The 15474-nt window shown below is 49.1% G+C and carries 15 protein-coding genes; 7 read left to right on the top strand and 8 right to left on the bottom strand.

All coding sequences use genetic code 11. From position 1 onward, the window contains the following. Nucleotides 1–11: 11 nt before the first annotated feature. From FND36_02505 to FND36_02475, 7 genes are all read right to left on the bottom strand, one after another. A complete protein-coding gene (locus tag FND36_02505; protein QDW75516.1) occupies nt 12–749 on the bottom strand; it encodes an acyl-[acyl-carrier-protein] thioesterase in 738 nt (245 codons plus the stop codon). Next, nucleotides 736–1920 (bottom strand): cation transporter, encoded by a 1185-nt coding sequence (locus tag FND36_02500; GenBank protein ID QDW73014.1) that lies wholly within the window; start codon nt 1918–1920, stop codon nt 736–738. The genes FND36_02505 and FND36_02500 overlap by 14 nt, the downstream gene beginning before the upstream one ends. Nucleotides 1921–1940: 20 nt before the next feature. After that, nucleotides 1941–2627 (bottom strand): stage II sporulation protein R, encoded by a 687-nt coding sequence (gene spoIIR / locus FND36_02495; GenBank protein QDW73013.1) that lies wholly within the window; start codon nt 2625–2627, stop codon nt 1941–1943. A gap of 69 nt (nt 2628–2696) precedes the next feature. Next, the gene (locus tag FND36_02490; protein ID QDW73012.1) at nt 2697–3374 is read right to left on the bottom strand and encodes a GntR family transcriptional regulator; all 678 of its coding nucleotides are present in this window, start codon (nt 3372–3374) and stop codon (nt 2697–2699) included. A 3-nt stretch (nt 3375–3377) separates the two neighbouring features. Next, on the bottom strand, nt 3378–4253 hold the full coding sequence (locus FND36_02485; protein QDW73011.1) for a 4-(cytidine 5'-diphospho)-2-C-methyl-D-erythritol kinase: 876 nt from the start codon (nt 4251–4253) through the stop codon (nt 3378–3380). Between the two features lie 58 nt (nt 4254–4311). Then, nucleotides 4312–5871 (bottom strand): DUF3794 domain-containing protein, encoded by a 1560-nt coding sequence (locus FND36_02480; GenBank protein QDW73010.1) that lies wholly within the window; start codon nt 5869–5871, stop codon nt 4312–4314. 19 nt (nt 5872–5890) lie between these two features. After that, complete coding sequence (locus FND36_02475) at nt 5891–6304, bottom strand: protease complex subunit PrcB family protein (protein QDW73009.1); 414 nt, start codon at nt 6302–6304, stop codon at nt 5891–5893. Nucleotides 6305–6451: 147 nt separating this feature from the next. Here FND36_02475 and FND36_02470 point away from each other — a divergent pair, with 147 nt between their 5' ends. The 5 genes from FND36_02470 (at nt 6452) to FND36_02450 (ending at nt 12104) form a co-directional block, all read left to right on the top strand. Continuing rightward, a complete protein-coding gene (locus FND36_02470) occupies nt 6452–7186 on the top strand; it encodes a 1-acyl-sn-glycerol-3-phosphate acyltransferase (protein QDW73008.1) in 735 nt (244 codons plus the stop codon). A gap of 110 nt (nt 7187–7296) precedes the next feature. Next, nucleotides 7297–8754, top strand: coding sequence for a nicotinate phosphoribosyltransferase (locus tag FND36_02465; GenBank protein ID QDW73007.1), 1458 nt, complete (start codon nt 7297–7299; stop codon nt 8752–8754). Nucleotides 8755–8780: 26 nt separating this feature from the next. Beyond that, nucleotides 8781–9848 carry a D-alanine--D-alanine ligase gene (locus tag FND36_02460; GenBank protein QDW73006.1) on the top strand — a complete coding sequence of 356 codons (1068 nt, stop codon included), beginning with the start codon at nt 8781–8783 and terminating at the stop codon, nt 9846–9848. Between the two features lie 25 nt (nt 9849–9873). After that, nucleotides 9874–11247 (top strand): UDP-N-acetylmuramoyl-tripeptide--D-alanyl-D-alanine ligase, encoded by a 1374-nt coding sequence (locus tag FND36_02455; protein ID QDW73005.1) that lies wholly within the window; start codon nt 9874–9876, stop codon nt 11245–11247. Nucleotides 11248–11297: 50 nt separating this feature from the next. Next, nucleotides 11298–12104, top strand: coding sequence for an HAD family phosphatase (locus FND36_02450; protein ID QDW73004.1), 807 nt, complete (start codon nt 11298–11300; stop codon nt 12102–12104). A 106-nt stretch (nt 12105–12210) separates the two neighbouring features. Here FND36_02450 and rpiB read toward each other — a convergent pair whose 3' ends face one another. After that, a complete protein-coding gene (rpiB, locus tag FND36_02445) occupies nt 12211–12651 on the bottom strand; it encodes a ribose 5-phosphate isomerase B (GenBank protein QDW73003.1) in 441 nt (146 codons plus the stop codon). A gap of 459 nt (nt 12652–13110) precedes the next feature. Here rpiB and pdxA point away from each other — a divergent pair, with 459 nt between their 5' ends. Together pdxA and FND36_02435 are read left to right on the top strand one after the other, a co-directional pair. Continuing rightward, complete coding sequence (gene pdxA / locus FND36_02440) at nt 13111–14130, top strand: 4-hydroxythreonine-4-phosphate dehydrogenase PdxA (protein ID QDW73002.1); 1020 nt, start codon at nt 13111–13113, stop codon at nt 14128–14130. Further along, entirely contained in the window at nt 14130–15473 is a 1344-nt protein-coding gene (locus FND36_02435; GenBank protein ID QDW73001.1) for a four-carbon acid sugar kinase family protein, read from the top strand. The genes pdxA and FND36_02435 overlap by 1 nt, the downstream gene beginning before the upstream one ends. Nucleotide 15474 lies beyond the last annotated feature (1 nt).

Genomic DNA, 15474 nt, shown 5'->3' with positions numbered 1-15474 from the left:
GTGTGCCTGGTTTACTTACAGCCGCCCGTTTCTGTCTGGAATTCTACCACTGCGTAAGTCTCTTGATCCGCGCCGCATAAAGCCGCTACGATCCGGTCTTCTTCCCTCGACACCCGCGGCATGATCACATCTTTATAGACTGCCGACTTCTTATATTCCGCCCGCATCTGCCTCACCTGGATCTCTTCATCCAAAGATTCCAGCGCCATCTGTACATATTGGCAATTATTCACATGCTCATTGGTATCAATATGATATTTCCGCACAGGGAAAGAGGGCTTTTGCTGGAATCCTTCCGGCAGTTCGATCTTCCGGGGCGCATATTCCATAGCAAGCGGTTCTCCCATCCCATAGGAAGCCGCTTCCTCCTGGGACGGCCGTACCGGCCTGCCTTTTCTCATATCCATATACGACCAGATTGAATTGGCATAGGCCACAGTCTCTCCCTTGCCGTCTGTCATACAGAAGTTCCGGTTTCCAATGAACCCTTTAAATCCGGTAGCCCAGGTATGGATCTGGATCTCTTCTCCCAGTTTGGGATACCGATCCACGATCACCTGCCAGGCAGAAAGCACCCACGCCTTCCCATGCTCCGCCAGATAATCTACGCCAAGCCCCAGGCTCTCCGACTGAAAGATACTGCAGTCCTGGAAATAATTAATGATCCCCGGGAGCGTGATCTTCTTGGTATGGTCGATCTCGCTGAATCTTACCCTGCTTACAAATGAATATGCGTTATCCCTTCTCAACATCTATGTAACTCCTTTCCACCGTGATCACACACTGATACCTTGGATCTGCGATATGCAGAAGCTTTTCCACCGTACGGCGAAGCTGGGTCTGCTTCTCATCATCATATTCATATGGCACCACCATATCGAAGATCAGGTTGATCTGCTCTTTTCCATCCACCATACGGAAATCATGGATGGTCACGTTCCTGTCTACCGCGTCCAGGATCTGTTCCACTTGGTTTTTCACCGCCAGCACCTGGGCATCCTTGGTTTCCACCGGGTCCATGTGGATGACCAGGAAAATTCCCAGATTTTTAACCGCGTCCCGCTCGATCCGGTCGATGATCTCATGGGATTCTTCGATATCCACATCATTCGGCACCTCCGCGTGAATCGAAGCCATACTTCTTCCCGGCCCATAATTATGGACGATCAGGTCATGGCTTCCCATGATCCCCTCGTATTGTTCCACAAACTTCGTGATCTTCTCATATTCTTCCCTGGAAACCGGTTCCCCGATCAAAGGTTCCAGCGTGTCTCTGGCAATTCCGATGCCTGCCCACATAATGACTAAAGACACGCCAAGGCCTACGAACCCATCGATATTCAACCCCGTAATCCGCCAAAACAGTACGGAAATAATCGTCGCGGATGTAGTGATCACATCTCCGATAGCATCTGCGGCTGAGGCCTGCAACACTTTCGAATCGATCCTCTTCCCCAGTTTCCGGTTAAAAACGGACAGCCACAGCTTCACTCCTACCGAAAGCGACAAAATAACGATAGATACCAGCTGGAAACGCATAGCTTCCGGTTCCCGGATCTTGCCCACCGCGTCTTTGAAGAAGGTAAATCCAACTTCCAGCACCAGGAACGCCACCACCAGCGCCGCTATGTATTCAATCCTCCCATGTCCGAAAGGATGATCCTTATCCGCCGGCTTTTCCGCCATCTTGACGCCTACCAGACTGATGATCGAGCCGCCCGCATCCGAAAGATTATTAAAAGCATCCGCCATAACTGACAGGCTCTGCAGAAAAAATCCGATCAGCCACTTTACTATAAATAAGAAAATATTGCAAAAGATGCCTACCATACTGGCCAGCACTCCGTAGGCCGTACGGACAGACACCTTTTCTACCGCTTCATGCTCTTTTACAAAATGTCTTACCAAGAATTCAGTCATATCAATTCTCCTGCCGCTTCTTACGTTTCTCCAAATAAATCTCCAAAGAAAAATGATTTTATCTTAAAGTCTGAGGTGGCTGTCACCATCTCGTACTCTTCTTCCGTCAAAACATGCTCCAGTTCCTGCCGACCTTCGTCCGTCACCACCGCGCAGGTCGTATCGGTAAAGCAGAGATTGGGATAGAGGACGCACCACCAGTTTCGTCCGACTCCGTCTCCCAGTTCCACGCGGAGAGCTTCATAACGGCCTTTGGGGAACCACACGTCTCCATACCGCTTGTCCGGGAAATAGAGGTTCGCCATTTTAGCCCGGACCTCATAGGTTCCTCCCCCGGCCCGCACCACGTTTCTGGCAACTGCCTCGATCTCCCCAAGATGATCTTTCGCCCACTCTTTGGTCTGTTCCAGGGATGTTTCCTCTCCCGTTCCAAGGGACTGGCGCATATAAGCGATGACCGCATCCCGCACCTGGTATTTTGCCGCCTGGTCTTCCTGGCTGTCGCTGTTGGCGACCACATGGAAGCGAAGCACTTCTTCCGCCAGGTCTTCCTGCAGAGAGCTTACCTTCGCCTCCACAGACAGATTCCTTCGCTCCGCCACTGACCCTGTCAAAAGAAATGCGCTGCAGAATGCCAGCACGATGCAGATCACTTTCTGTACCCTTCTGTTTTCTATTCCAATTCTAAATCTTTTCCCTTTTCCCACGGTTTATGTACCTCCTTGATCTTGGTTGTCTGGAGTCTGCACATATTTTCCCGTGTTTATACCATATACTTAATTCTTTTTCGTTCGGATCACATCCGTGACCGCCTGAGCCTGGTTCTCAATATGCTGCGAGACCACTTTGGCGGCCTCTTCTTTCTCGCCCTTCTCAATATGCCGGATGATCTCCTCATGCTCATCCAGAAGCTTTTCATAAATTTCCGGGTCTTTCAGATACTCGATGCGGTAACGGTACATTTGTTCCCGCAGATTATTCAGAAGCTGGACCAGTTTCTGGTTCTCTGTAATGATACAGATCACATCATGAAACCGCACGTCTGCCTCCGCGATTTCTGTAATATCATGACTTTTAAGTACTTTTCTGAAATCCTGGGCCGCCTTCTTAAGTTCCTCGATCCCCTCTTTCGTAATCTTATCGCAGGCCAGCCGCACCGCCAGTTCTTCCAGCGCTTCCCTCACTTCCAGGACATCCCGCAGACTTTTCTCCGAAATATCCGCCACTTCCGCGCCTTTTCGCGGGATCATCAGCACTAATCCTTCCAGCTCCAGCTTGCGGATCGCTTCCCGCACCGGTGTGCGGCTCACTCCCAGTTTGTTGGCAAGCTGGATCTCCATCAACCGCTCTCCCGGCTTCAGTTCTCCCCGCAGGATCGCTTGTCTGAGTGTATTGAATACCACATCTCTGAGCGGAAGGTACTCATTCATACTGACATTAAAATTGGATTCCATGTTTTATCTCCTCCTTGCGTTATGTACGTTTGTCACATACACCTGCCTTGCAAGCTTCTGTTCCCTTATCTTAGACGCCGCCGCTTTCGCCTTTCTCCGGTCGTCGTAGATGCCAAATACCGTTGGACCGCTTCCGCTCATCATGGCATTCAGCGCTCCGCCTTCTTTCATTACCTTCTTGATCTCGTCGATCACCGGATAATCTCCCGCCGTGACCTCTTCCAGGACATTCCCCATAGCTCCCGCCACCTTATGAAGATCCTGCTCCTCCAGTCCTTCCAAGATCCCGCTGATGTCGGGATGTCTTTCGATCCGGCAGGCGTCCAGCTTCTCATAAACCGCCTTTGTAGATACATTCACCGGCGGTTTCGCCAAAAGCACATAGCAGCGGGGCATTGGAGGAAGAGGCGTCAGGATCTCCCCGATCCCTTCCGCCAGCACCGTTCCCCGTAAGATACAATAAGGAACGTCAGCCCCCAGCGTCACTCCCCGCTCCATCAACTGCTGATCCGTAAGCTTCAGATCAAACATCCGGTTTAATCCATATAAGACTGCCGCCGCGTTAGAACTTCCCCCTGCCATTCCCGCGGACACCGGTATATGTTTTTCTAACGAGATCCGGATCCCATCCTGGATCTTAAACTCATCCATCAGAAGTTTTGCGGCCCGATACGCCAGATTATTCTCATTTACCGGAAGAAAAGAAAGATTGGTCTTTATCTCGATCCCCGGTTCTCTTGTAAGTTCCAGTGTGATCAGGTCATAAAGGTACACCGTCTGCATTACCATCCGCACGTCGTGATAACCATTTTCCCGTCTTCCCAGCACATCCAGTCCTAAGTTGATCTTGCCCAGCGCTCTTAGTTCCATCTTTTCCATCTATGTTTCCCCTTGCTTTTGTACTTTGTTTGTACTATGTATCTTGTATACAATGTCTTTATAGTATACCCATATTTTCTTTAAAAATCAATAGTTTTTCTCCCGGCTTAACTTTGGAATCCTCAATTCCATTGATCTGCTGTATTCCTTCTACTGTAGTGTGGTATCGTTTAGCGAGATCCCATAGTTCATCCCCTTCCCGGATCACATAACCGATGATTCCCGGACGGTTCTCTATTTCTCTTAGATCTTCCGGCCGCGTCTCCACCTCTTCAATATTCTCGATCGGCACCGGTTTTCTCAAGAAGCTGTTAAAAGCCAGCACTGCTTTTACTTCCACCTCCCCATTTCCCAGAAGCCCTACCGCAAGCTGTTCCACGCCGCATGTCAGGTCGCTTTCCATATCCGGGCTGGTGGCGTTGCTTTCCAGCAGATAGGAGAAAGGCACCATTCCCTGCCACACATCAAATGGCAGCGCGTCATCCGCCTTTACATATAGAAAGGAAACATGCAGCACGCCCTCGATAGAAAGCCCCTCCTCTTGCGGCGACACATTTTCCAGCTGAATCCTTCCGCCGCTATGGCAGATCTGCAGGATATCATCCTGGATCTCCGGAAGAGAAAGCCGCTCTGTCACCTTACACTTTGAATGATTCTGCATGAGAAGCTGCTCCGGTACCACACTCCGGCGCCTGGGCGCGCACACCTGTTTTAAAGAATACAGATCTTCCAGCAGGCTCATCTCTTCCTCTTCATAAAGGACGATCCTTGCCTCTATCACCGCTTCCACTCCAAGAAGGCGCATTTCCCCGTTTTCATCCATACGAGCTTCAATATGAACGTCTTTCAGCTCCGGATAGATCTGATGGTACATAGAATCCTGGGCGCCCGGACACTCCATCCTTCCCTCATAAGGAAGCGTCTGCTCGATCCAGTCTGTTTTTCCCTCAGGAGATTCATAGAAGCAGAATAGAAGCAGTTCCCCCTGCAGCAGAAGTTCATCCGTCCCTACTCTGGTATCCAGCTTCCTGCTGCCAAGATCTGTCCACAGAAGACTGCCGATGCTTTCCTGCATACCCCCGATCTGAGCCTCCTCCCGAATGCGGCAGGTATCTTTACGCACGGCAAATAATTTCAGGATTTGTTCGGTCCTGTATTTTTTATACAGGGTTTCTTCTCCCTTTGCATCTGCGGTCAGCTCCATTTCTTCTCTCCCTTCAGAGCTGATCTGCAGTTCGACTACAGCATGGATATTCAGCTTTCTGGAATGAACCGCCGATACCGCCAGGTCCGCCTGGGCGCTTTTTAGAAACAGATTCTCCATGGGAGGTTCTTCCATATAAACCATTTCCTCAAATGGAAAGCTGCCTTCCATAGAAGCCAGGCCCTGAATCTCCTCGTCCGCCGCGTAAAGGATCCGGAACTTCAGATTTCCCTGGACCCGCACATAGTTCTCTGCCAGACTCATGTCCTCAATATGTACATTTCCTTCGCTCAATATCACACGCTTTACATCGCTTTTCGCATCGGGTACATTATAGTCTTCATCCATATAGAATTGATCCAAGGCTGTCCTTCCCTGACGGTATACCTGGAAATTCCTCTTCTCACATTCCATCTGTTTTGTCTCCTTTCTTTTAATAAAATATAACATCCTTATCGCAATACTCCATTTTCACCACAAGATATGGCCATGTGGCTTCCTCTGCAATTTCTTCATCCCTGGAAGGGCCTGTAAGCCGGGTACGCAGACAGACGGCATTATCAGATTCCCAGCACTCCGCCACCTCCACGCTGTAGCCGCTGGTATCCTTCTCTCCATATCCTCTCGCAAGATAGAGCCAGCCTTCATCGGCAAAAGTCAGACGGAAAACATCCTTCTTTTCCTCTTCGATCTGAGCGTTAAGCTCCTCTGGCACTTCCTCCGGATCTACCACCGTATACTCAATATCCCTCAGCTTTTCCTCATCGTCGATCTGCATCGAGCAAGCCGGGAGAAGCAGGGCGCATGCCATAAGAAAAGCGGCCGCGCGGTTTCTAAAACGCTTCATTGCTTTCACCTGTTATATAAGTACCGCCGCAAACGGTATCTGCTCTTTAACATGATACACAACAGTGCTAGGAAAAATTCCAAATTTGTTGTATAATACTCTTTAGTGCTGTGCAAAACTAAGAAATGAATGTGAGGTTCCTAACTTATGATAAGATTTTTGACCATTATTCTAATCCTGTTCTTATATCTGCTCCTTGGCATCCCGGTGCTCCTTTTCGAGGCTTTGGTGGGATGCTTCAGCAAGAAAACAAGAGATTATCAATGTCTTCGTCTGGTGCAGTGGACATTTAAGCTGATGCTCACCGCAGCCGGTACCAAGATCACAGTGATCGGGGAGGAAAATGTGCCCGACGAACCGGTTTTATTCATCGGCAACCACAGAAGCTATTTTGACATTCTGCTTACCTATTCCAGATGCCGGCGGCTGACCGGATATATCGCCAAGAAAGAGATGCTGCGCTATCCCCTGCTCCGGGATTGGATGAAGCGGCTCTACTGCCTCTTCCTGGACCGGGAGAATCCCAAAGAAGGCTTAAAGACCATCCTTCAGGCTATTGATTATATCAAACAGGGAATCTCTATCTGCATTTTCCCCGAGGGAACCCGCAACACTGGAGAAGAGTTGAGTCTGCTGCCCTTCCACAGCGGCTCGTTTAAAATCGCGGAAAAGACTGGCTGCGCCATCATTCCTATCAGTATGAACAATACGATCTCCATTTTTGAAAGCCATCTTCCTTTCGTTCGGAAGACTCACGTCATCCTTGAGTATGGAAAACCGATCTATCCCAATGAATTAGACAAAGAAACCCGCAAAAAACTGGCGTCTTACTGTCAGAATATCATACAGGAAACCATCAACCGGAACCAGGCCCTTTTATAAGGGTCCGGTCCCGGCTTTTTTTCTTCCATTTTCCAGATACTAATGCTATAATGATGGGTAACCAAGGGTCAAAAGGCCCGAAAAGGAGACAAAGGAGATAAATCAAACAAATGAACACACAGGATCTGACACTGTTGACCGACCTGTACGAATTGACAATGATGCAGGGCTATTATTATAAACAATCCCAGAATGAAACCGTCATCTTTGACGTGTTCTTCCGGCAAAACCCGTGTAATAACGGATATTCTGTATGCGCGGGGCTTGATCAGGTCATCAGCTACATCAAAAATCTGAACTTCACCTATGAAGATGTAGATTACCTGAGAGGACTTGGAATCTTCGATGAAGAATTTCTGCACTATTTAAGCGGATTTCATTTCAGCGGAGACATTTACGCCATCCCGGAGGGAACTGTGGTATTCCCCAAGGAACCTCTTTTAAAAGTAATCGCTCCCATCATGGAAGCGCAGCTTGTGGAAACCGCGATCTTAAACATCATCAATCACCAGTCTTTAATCGCTACCAAAACTTCCCGGATCGTCTTCGCCGCAAATGGAAGCGGTATCATGGAATTCGGGCTCAGGCGGGCCCAGGGACCGGATGCCGGTCTTTACGGCGCAAGGGCGGCTATGATCGGCGGCTGTATCGGAACCTCCAATGTACTGGCCGGGCAGCTTTTTGACGTACCTGTAATGGGAACTCACGCTCACAGCTGGATCATGAGTTTTGAAGATGAATATACCGCTTTCAAGACTTACGCGGATATGTATCCCGATAACTGCACCCTCCTGGTAGACACTTACGATACTCTTAAATCAGGAGTACCAAATGCCATCCGGGTTTTTCAAGAGTGCAAAAAGGAAGGTCATGTTCTGAAGAAATATGGAATCCGCTTAGACAGCGGAGACCTTGCTTATCTTTCTAAAGAAGCCCGCAAGATGCTGGATGAGGCCGGTTTCCCGGACGCTACCATCTGCGCTTCCAACGATTTGGACGAATACCTGCTCCACGACCTGAAACTGCAGGGCGCTAAGATCGACTCCTGGGGTGTAGGCACAAACCTGATCACCTCCAAAGACTGTCCTTCCTTTGGCGGCGTCTATAAGCTGGCCGCTACCATGGATAAAAACGGAGAGTTTATCCCTAAGATCAAAATTTCAGAAAACACAGAAAAAATCACCAATCCTGGAAACAAGACAATCTATCGGATCTATGATAAAGCAACAGGAAAAATCAAAGCGGACCTGATCTGCTTTGTAGGCGAAAAATACGACACCAGCAAAGATCTTCTGCTCTTTGATCCGATCGAGACCTGGAAGAAAACCAAACTTCCCGGAGGCTCTTACACCATGCGGGAGATTCTTGTCCCCATATTCCGGAATGGGGAGTGCATTTACCAGTCTCCCACCGTCACAGAAATCGCCGACTACTGCCGCCAGGAGAAGAACACCCTGTGGGAGGAGACCAAGCGTCTCTTCTACCCGCACGAAGTGCATGTGGATCTCTCCCAGAAGCTGTATGATGTGAAAAAGGCCCTTTTGGATGAGATGGCGAAAACCGATTAACTAGAAAATGAGGAGATTTTTAAATTATGAAAATTATTGTATTAGCTGGGGGATTAAGCCCAGAAAGAGACGTTTCACTGATCTCAGGAGCCGGGATCTGCAAAACGCTCAGAGACCGGGGACATCGCGCGTTTCTTCTGGACGTATTCTTCGGCTATCCCTGCGCTCCCGATGAGCTTGAGAAAGTCTTTGATCTGCCGGGAGGCGGACTTGAGATCGCAGACGGGATCAAAACTACTACGCCGGATCTGGAAGCTCTCAAGGCCTCCCGTCCCGACCAGTCAGACTGTTATCTTGGCCCTAACGTGGTAGAGCTGTGCCGAATGGCTGATATCACATTCATGGGTCTGCATGGTTCTGTCGGAGAAAACGGGAAACTCCAGGCGACCTTCGATATCCTTGGCATCCGCTATACAGGACCTAATTCTCTTGGCTGCTCTCTGTCTATGAATAAACTGGTAGCCAAACAGATTTTTAAAATGACCCGTGTTCCCACTCCCAGAGGAACATCTTTGACTCCAGAAACCAAAGATACTCCGCTGGAAGAGCTGGGTTACTACCTTCCTCTTGTGATCAAACCTTGTTCCAGCGGTTCCAGCATCGGCGTATATATCGTCCACACAGAAGACGAGTACAAGGAAGCGGTGCGCCGTTCTTTTGAGGAAGACCAGCAGGACGAAGTAGTGATCGAGCCTTATATCAAAGGCCGTGAGTACGCCTGCAGCATCGTTGCCGGCAAAGCTCTTCCTTTGGTCGAGATCATTCCCAAAAATGGGGTGTTTAACTATGAGAATAAATATCAGGCGGGCGGCGCCCAAGAACTGTGCCCGCCGGTATCTCTGGATGAGAAGACTCAGAAAAAAATGCGCCGGGCAGGAGAAAAAGCGTTTCAGGCCCTGCGTATGGACGTGTATGCCCGCGCTGATTTTATCGTAGACGAATCAGACGGCAGATTCTACTGTCTGGAGATGAACGGACTGCCTGGGATGACCCCTTCAAGTCTGATCCCTAAAGCCGCCAAGGCCGCCGGGATTGATTACGGAGAATTGTGCGAACTGATCATTGAAGAATCGATGAATGTCCGCTATCGTTAATGAAGTGCGAAAGGAGAAAGTAACATTGAAAAACCTTACCTTGGAAAACATTACCAAAGCCTGCAGAGGAACATATCACGGACCGGAACGCCTGCTTTCGGAGGAAGTCACAGATGTTGTGATCGACAGCCGGAAAGTGGAAAAAGGCGATCTCTTCGTCGCCATCGACGGCGAGAACGTGAATGCCCACCAGTTTATTCCAGACACCATCGCTAAGGGCGCTTTGTGCGTTGTCTCCCATGAAGATCTTGGAGATACGGATTATCCTTATATCTTAGTGGAATCTACCGGTCAGGCTCTCTTGGATATTGCCAAGCTGTACCGTGACTCCTTTGACGTAAAAGTAGTCGGAATTACCGGAAGTGTTGGAAAGACCAGCACCAAGGAAATGATCGCCGCGGTAGCTTCCCAGAAATATAACGTCCACAAAACCCTGGGAAATTTTAACAACGAATGGGGACTTCCTCTTACCATCTTTCAGATGAACGATTCTCACGAGGTGGCGATCCTGGAAATGGGCGTCAATCATTTTGGCGAGATGCGCCGGCTTTCTTCTGTAGCCAGCCCGGATATCTGTGTCATTACCAATATCGGCGTAGCCCATCTGGAATTCTTCAAGACCAGAGAAGGAATCCTGCAGGAGAAATCAGAGATGATCCAGGACATGAAAAACGGAGGAACCATCATCCTGAACGGCGATGACGACCTGCTCTCCCAGATGGAGCCAGTCAAAGGCAGCGTTCCCCTTTTCTTTGGAACAGGGGAAAACAGCCAGTTCCGAGCATCCGACATTCAGGCTCTTGGGCTGAAAGGGACCAGATGTACCATCCATCTGCCTTCAGGAGACTCCTTTACCTGCGTGATCCCCGTTCCCGGATCCCATATGGTTTCCAACGCGCTGGCCGGCGCGGCTGTCGGATATTCCTTAGGTCTTACTCCTGAGGAGATCAAGGCCGGTATTGAAAGCTACGCTGCTCTTCCCGGACGGAATCACCTGATCCAGACCGACTCCTTAACGATCTTGGACGACTGCTATAATGCCAATCCTGTCTCCACCAAAGCCGCCATCGATGTGCTCGCCTTATCTGAAGGGCGCAAAGTAGCTGTGCTTGGGGATATGGGAGAACTTGGCAGCGATGAGCTGGATCTTCACTATCAGGTCGGGGCTTATGCCGCCCAAAAAGGCATCGATCTGGTCTGCGGCATCGGGCCTATGTCCAAGGATCTGGTCCGCGGAGTGACAGAGGCCGGATCTTCCGCGAAAGGAATGTGGTTTGAAACCAAGGAAGATTTTCTCTCTTCTTTGGATACTCTGATTCAAAAAGGGGACAATGTCCTTGTAAAAGCCTCCAAATACATGAAGCTTCCGGTTGTCGTGGAGGCGCTTCAAAATAAATAGATCAAAAAAATGTATGAGCTGTTGCAGCGGGCAGGAAAGGAACCGTTAAGATGGACTATCAGATTCTAGCGCTGGATTTAGATGGTACACTTACCAATTCAAAAAAAGAGATCAGCCTTCCCACTTTGGAAGCGCTGATCGATATACAAAAACAAGGGAAAAAAGTAGTCTTGGCCAGCGGGCGTCCCACTCAGGGCGTCCTGCCTCTCGCGGATCAGCTCCGCCTCCAGGACTATGGCGGATATGTCCTCTCCTTCAATGGAGGACGTATAATCGACTGCCGCCTTGGACAGGTGATCTACAACAAAGTACTTCCAGACAATGTGGCCGCTCCTTTGTTTGACATTATCAGGAAGTATCCTGGCCTTGATATCCTGGCTTATGGAGAAGACCATCTGATCTCCGCGGCGGGCCCCAATGCTTACAGCCAGCTGGAATCCTATATCAACCATATGCCGATCATTACGGCGGATGATTTTCCCTCACAAGTCCCTAGGAAACCGAATAAGTTTCTTGTTACAGGAGAACCGGAGATGATCAGCAGCGCAAAGAAAGAAGTAACGGATTACTTTCGTTCCTATCTGTCCGTCTATTGCTCGGACCCTTTCTTCCTGGAGATCATGCCTCCTCAGATTGACAAAGCACATTCTCTTCTGCGTCTCCTTACCAGCATTGGCTTGACCGCCGACCAGATGATCTGCTGCGGAGACGGTTATAATGATCTGACTATGATCGAAACAGCAGGCCTTGGCGTTGCTATGGCAAACGCTCAGCCCTTGGTAAAAGAACGGGCGGATTATGTGACCAAGTCTAATGATGAGGATGGGGTGCTCCATGTGATCCAGCAATTTATGTGATCTGATGATCGCTCCGCTATGGCAAACAAAAGAACCGGCCCGCTATGGCCGGTTCTTTTTATATTACGTCTCATCTTTCAGGATATTCTTACCTGTCCGAATACTCCTAACGGTTCTCAATATCCATGATCATATCCACTCTGGTCTGATGGCGTCCTCCCAGGAATTCCGCGTTCAGCCACTCATCAATGATCATCTTCGCCATCTCGATTCCGATCACCCTTGCTCCAAAGGCAAGCACATTGGTATTATTATGCTGCCTGGACAGTTTCGCGGAATAGGGCTCTGAACATACCACAGCCCTGACGCCTTTTACTTTATTGGCCGCCAGAGAGATTCCTACGCCTGTCCCGCAGATCAAGATTCCAAGATCCACTTCACCGGAAACCACCGCTCTTCCCACTTTTTCTCCATATACCGGATAATGACAGCTTTCATGGGTGTCTGTCCCATAATTGACAACCTCATATCCTTTTTCCCGGAGGTATTCTGCCACTTCGTTTTTCATTTCCACTGCCGCATGATCATTTCCAATTCCAATTCTCATCTTTGTCTAACCTCGTCTTCCATTCAGATTGTAATTATATTATAATGACGCTATCCTTATTATAATCGTTACTTTGCGGATTCGCAATCATTTCACGGAAAAAGGAGGCAGAAATGCTGCAGCTTGCCGGAATCAGCCGCGCAATGTCAAATTCCGCCCCTGGTATCGCTTATTACTCCACTTATGTGACAGACTCGGCGGTAAAGGTACTGCGGGACATAGCCGATAGCGTACAGGAAATTTCACACTAAGTGTAAGCGTCAATTCTTTCTTATTTTCATCAAATCGAAACCAAACGAAAATCTCTCTCTTTTTTAATTGTTAAACTGCACAATTATCTTATCTTTATCTATCTAAATCCTCCAAATTTATAAAATTATATTGAAATCGAAACCAAAAAGTTTTAGAATTTATTTACAAACAAAAGTAAAACGAAATATAAATGGGAGGAAAGAGAAAATGAGCGAAACTTTTAAACCAATTACCGCGATTACAATGGGAGACCCGGCCGGAATCGGTCCGGAAATCGTTGTAGGTACCATGCTGGATCAGGGAATCCATGAATGCTGCCGGCCATTTGTAATCGGAAGCGAGGCTATTATGGAAAAAGCCGCTAATGTGCTCGGCAAACATCTGGAATACCATAAGATCACCGATCCCTCTGAGGCAGAATTCAAATATGGGGTGGTCGATATCTTGGAAACAGGAACCTACGACACCGATTCAATCCAGTGGGGACAGGTCCAGGAACTTGCCGGACAGATGGCGATTGACTGGATCATGAAATCAATTGAGCTTGGACTGGCCGGAAAGATCGATGCCGTATCCACCTCGCCGATCCACAAAGGCGCCATTAAGCTTATCGGTGTAAAAGAACCCGGACACACAGAGATCTATCAGCACGCCACAAATTCTCCTTACGCCTTGACTATGTTTTCCTGCCATAAGCTGAGAGTGTTCTTCGTCAGCCGCCACATGTCGCTGGTCGATGCCTGCCATTACGCTACCAAGGATGTGATCTTGGAGAATGTAGTCAACATCGACAAAGAACTGCGCAAGGTGGGTATTGAAAATCCATTGATCGCCGTTGCCGGATTGAATCCCCACAATGGAGACAACGGTCTTTTCGGCACAGAGGAGCTTACCGACATCGGCCCCGCGGTAGAAGCGGCCAAAGCTCTCGGCATCAACGCGATCGGACCCTGCCCGGCAGATTCTGTATTTCACATTGGAAAATCCGGTAAATTCGACGCGATTCTGTCTCTTTATCATGATCAGGGACATATCGCCTGCAAAACATTGGATTTCGAAAAGTCCGTTACTCTGACTTTTGGCCTTCCTTTCATCCGAAGCTCTGTAGACCACGGAACCGCGTTTGATATTGCGGGAAAAGGCATCGCGAATCCGATCAGCCTCATCGAATCAACAGCGGTTGTTTCCGAATACGCCGCCAAACAGCATGAAAGGGGAGAAAAGTAATGCCATTGATCGGTGCTGTAGCCGATGACCTGACAGGCGCCACAACGACAGGTGTGCTCCTGGCCCGGTCAAAGGCAAGAACAGCTGTATTTTTTAACGAGGAAGCCGCGGAAAAAGGAGAAGGCGTAGAACAGCTGGATGCGATCCTCATTAGCAGCAACAGTCGTCCGCTTCCCGCAAATGAAGCCTATGAGAAGGTATCTTCCGCCACGCTCGCCCTGAAACGTATGGGCGTACAATATTTTTCCAAACGGATCGACACCACTTTGCGCGGAGGCGTTGGTGTGGAAATCGATGCGATGCTGGATCAACTGGCCAGCGGCAGCATTGCCGTTGTAGTTCCAGCCATGCCGCAATCCAGACGGATCCTGGTCGGAGGATATTCTGTGATCGATGGAGTAGCCTTGATCAACACACCTGTTGCCCACGACGTACGCACGCCGGTAACAGAGAATTATGTTCCACGTCTGCTTGCCGGACAGACCCGTCGGAAAATCGGACTGGTCACTTTAAGCCAGGTACTTGGCGGCGAAGAAGCCATCCGGGATGCGTTACGGGAGCAGAGGGCAAATGGCTGTGAAGTGATCGTTGTAGATGCGATCACCTTGGAAGATGTGGAAGAGATCGCTAAGGCATGTATTGAACTAAAGTGGAACGTACTGGCGGTAGATCCCGGTCCCTTTACTTCTAAACTGGCCTATTACCGGGATCTGATCCAGGAAGAAGCAGATAATATCCCCCCTGCTGCCAACGAGGCGGGTAAAACAGTATTGATCGCCGCTGGCAGCGCGACGCCAGTGACAAAAAAACAGATGGAGATTCTGTGCCAAGATCCCCGTCATGCGCGCATCAGTGTAGATCCAATCCCTTTGGTTGAGGGAGGCGCTGATTCTCTGGATGAAGTCTTTCGGGCAGTACATAAAGCGGAAGACCTTCTGAATTCCTCGGTTCCTCCGCGGGCCATTTTATTTGAAACAGCTCTCCACGGAGAACTGTTGAATCTGGATGAAGAAGACAATAAACGGCACTATGCGGGCGGCATGAGCGCCAACCGGATTAACGCGGGGCTTGGGACCATTATTTCACAGCTTTTGGAGCAATGCGGCCGTGAAAAAATAGCCGGTCTTTATACCACCGGCGGCGACACTATGGTAAATGTATGTTATCAGCTCGGTGTAGAATGTATTGAAGTTGTAGATTATGTAATTCCCCAGACAGATGTGGGACGGCTTGTAGGAAGCTATGACGGGCTTCCGATCGTGGGGAAAGGCGGCTTGACCGGAAATGACAATACTGCCTGTGATATTGTGGATCGTCTTTTCCGCGAGTCGGCAAGAAACTAAA

The sequence above is a fragment of the Lachnospiraceae bacterium KGMB03038 genome (genome assembly GCA_007361935.1).
Lineage (GTDB): Bacteria > Bacillota > Clostridia > Lachnospirales > Lachnospiraceae > Massilistercora.
The sequence above is the reverse complement of the archived record's forward strand: the minus strand, read 5'-3'. Positions and strand labels throughout refer to the sequence as shown.

Bases quoted from the DNA above. Each gene is read 5' to 3' on its own strand.
- pdxA (QDW73002.1), top strand. From the start codon at position 13,111: ATGAGCGAAACTTTTAAACCAATTACCGCGATTACAATGGGAGACCCG.
- FND36_02485 (QDW73011.1), bottom strand. From the start codon at position 4,253: ATGGAAAAGATGGAACTAAGAGCGCTGGGCAAGATCAACTTAGGACTG.
- rpiB (QDW73003.1), bottom strand. From the start codon at position 12,651: ATGAGAATTGGAATTGGAAATGATCATGCGGCAGTGGAAATGAAAAAC.
- FND36_02465 (QDW73007.1), top strand. From the start codon at position 7,297: ATGAACACACAGGATCTGACACTGTTGACCGACCTGTACGAATTGACA.
- FND36_02480 (QDW73010.1), bottom strand. From the start codon at position 5,871: ATGGAATGTGAGAAGAGGAATTTCCAGGTATACCGTCAGGGAAGGACA.
- FND36_02470 (QDW73008.1), top strand. From the start codon at position 6,452: ATGATAAGATTTTTGACCATTATTCTAATCCTGTTCTTATATCTGCTC.
- FND36_02500 (QDW73014.1), bottom strand. From the start codon at position 1,920: ATGACTGAATTCTTGGTAAGACATTTTGTAAAAGAGCATGAAGCGGTA.
- FND36_02475 (QDW73009.1), bottom strand. From the start codon at position 6,304: ATGAAGCGTTTTAGAAACCGCGCGGCCGCTTTTCTTATGGCATGCGCC.
- FND36_02490 (QDW73012.1), bottom strand. From the start codon at position 3,374: ATGGAATCCAATTTTAATGTCAGTATGAATGAGTACCTTCCGCTCAGA.
- FND36_02450 (QDW73004.1), top strand. From the start codon at position 11,298: ATGGACTATCAGATTCTAGCGCTGGATTTAGATGGTACACTTACCAAT.
- FND36_02460 (QDW73006.1), top strand. From the start codon at position 8,781: ATGAAAATTATTGTATTAGCTGGGGGATTAAGCCCAGAAAGAGACGTT.
- FND36_02435 (QDW73001.1), top strand. From the start codon at position 14,130: ATGCCATTGATCGGTGCTGTAGCCGATGACCTGACAGGCGCCACAACG.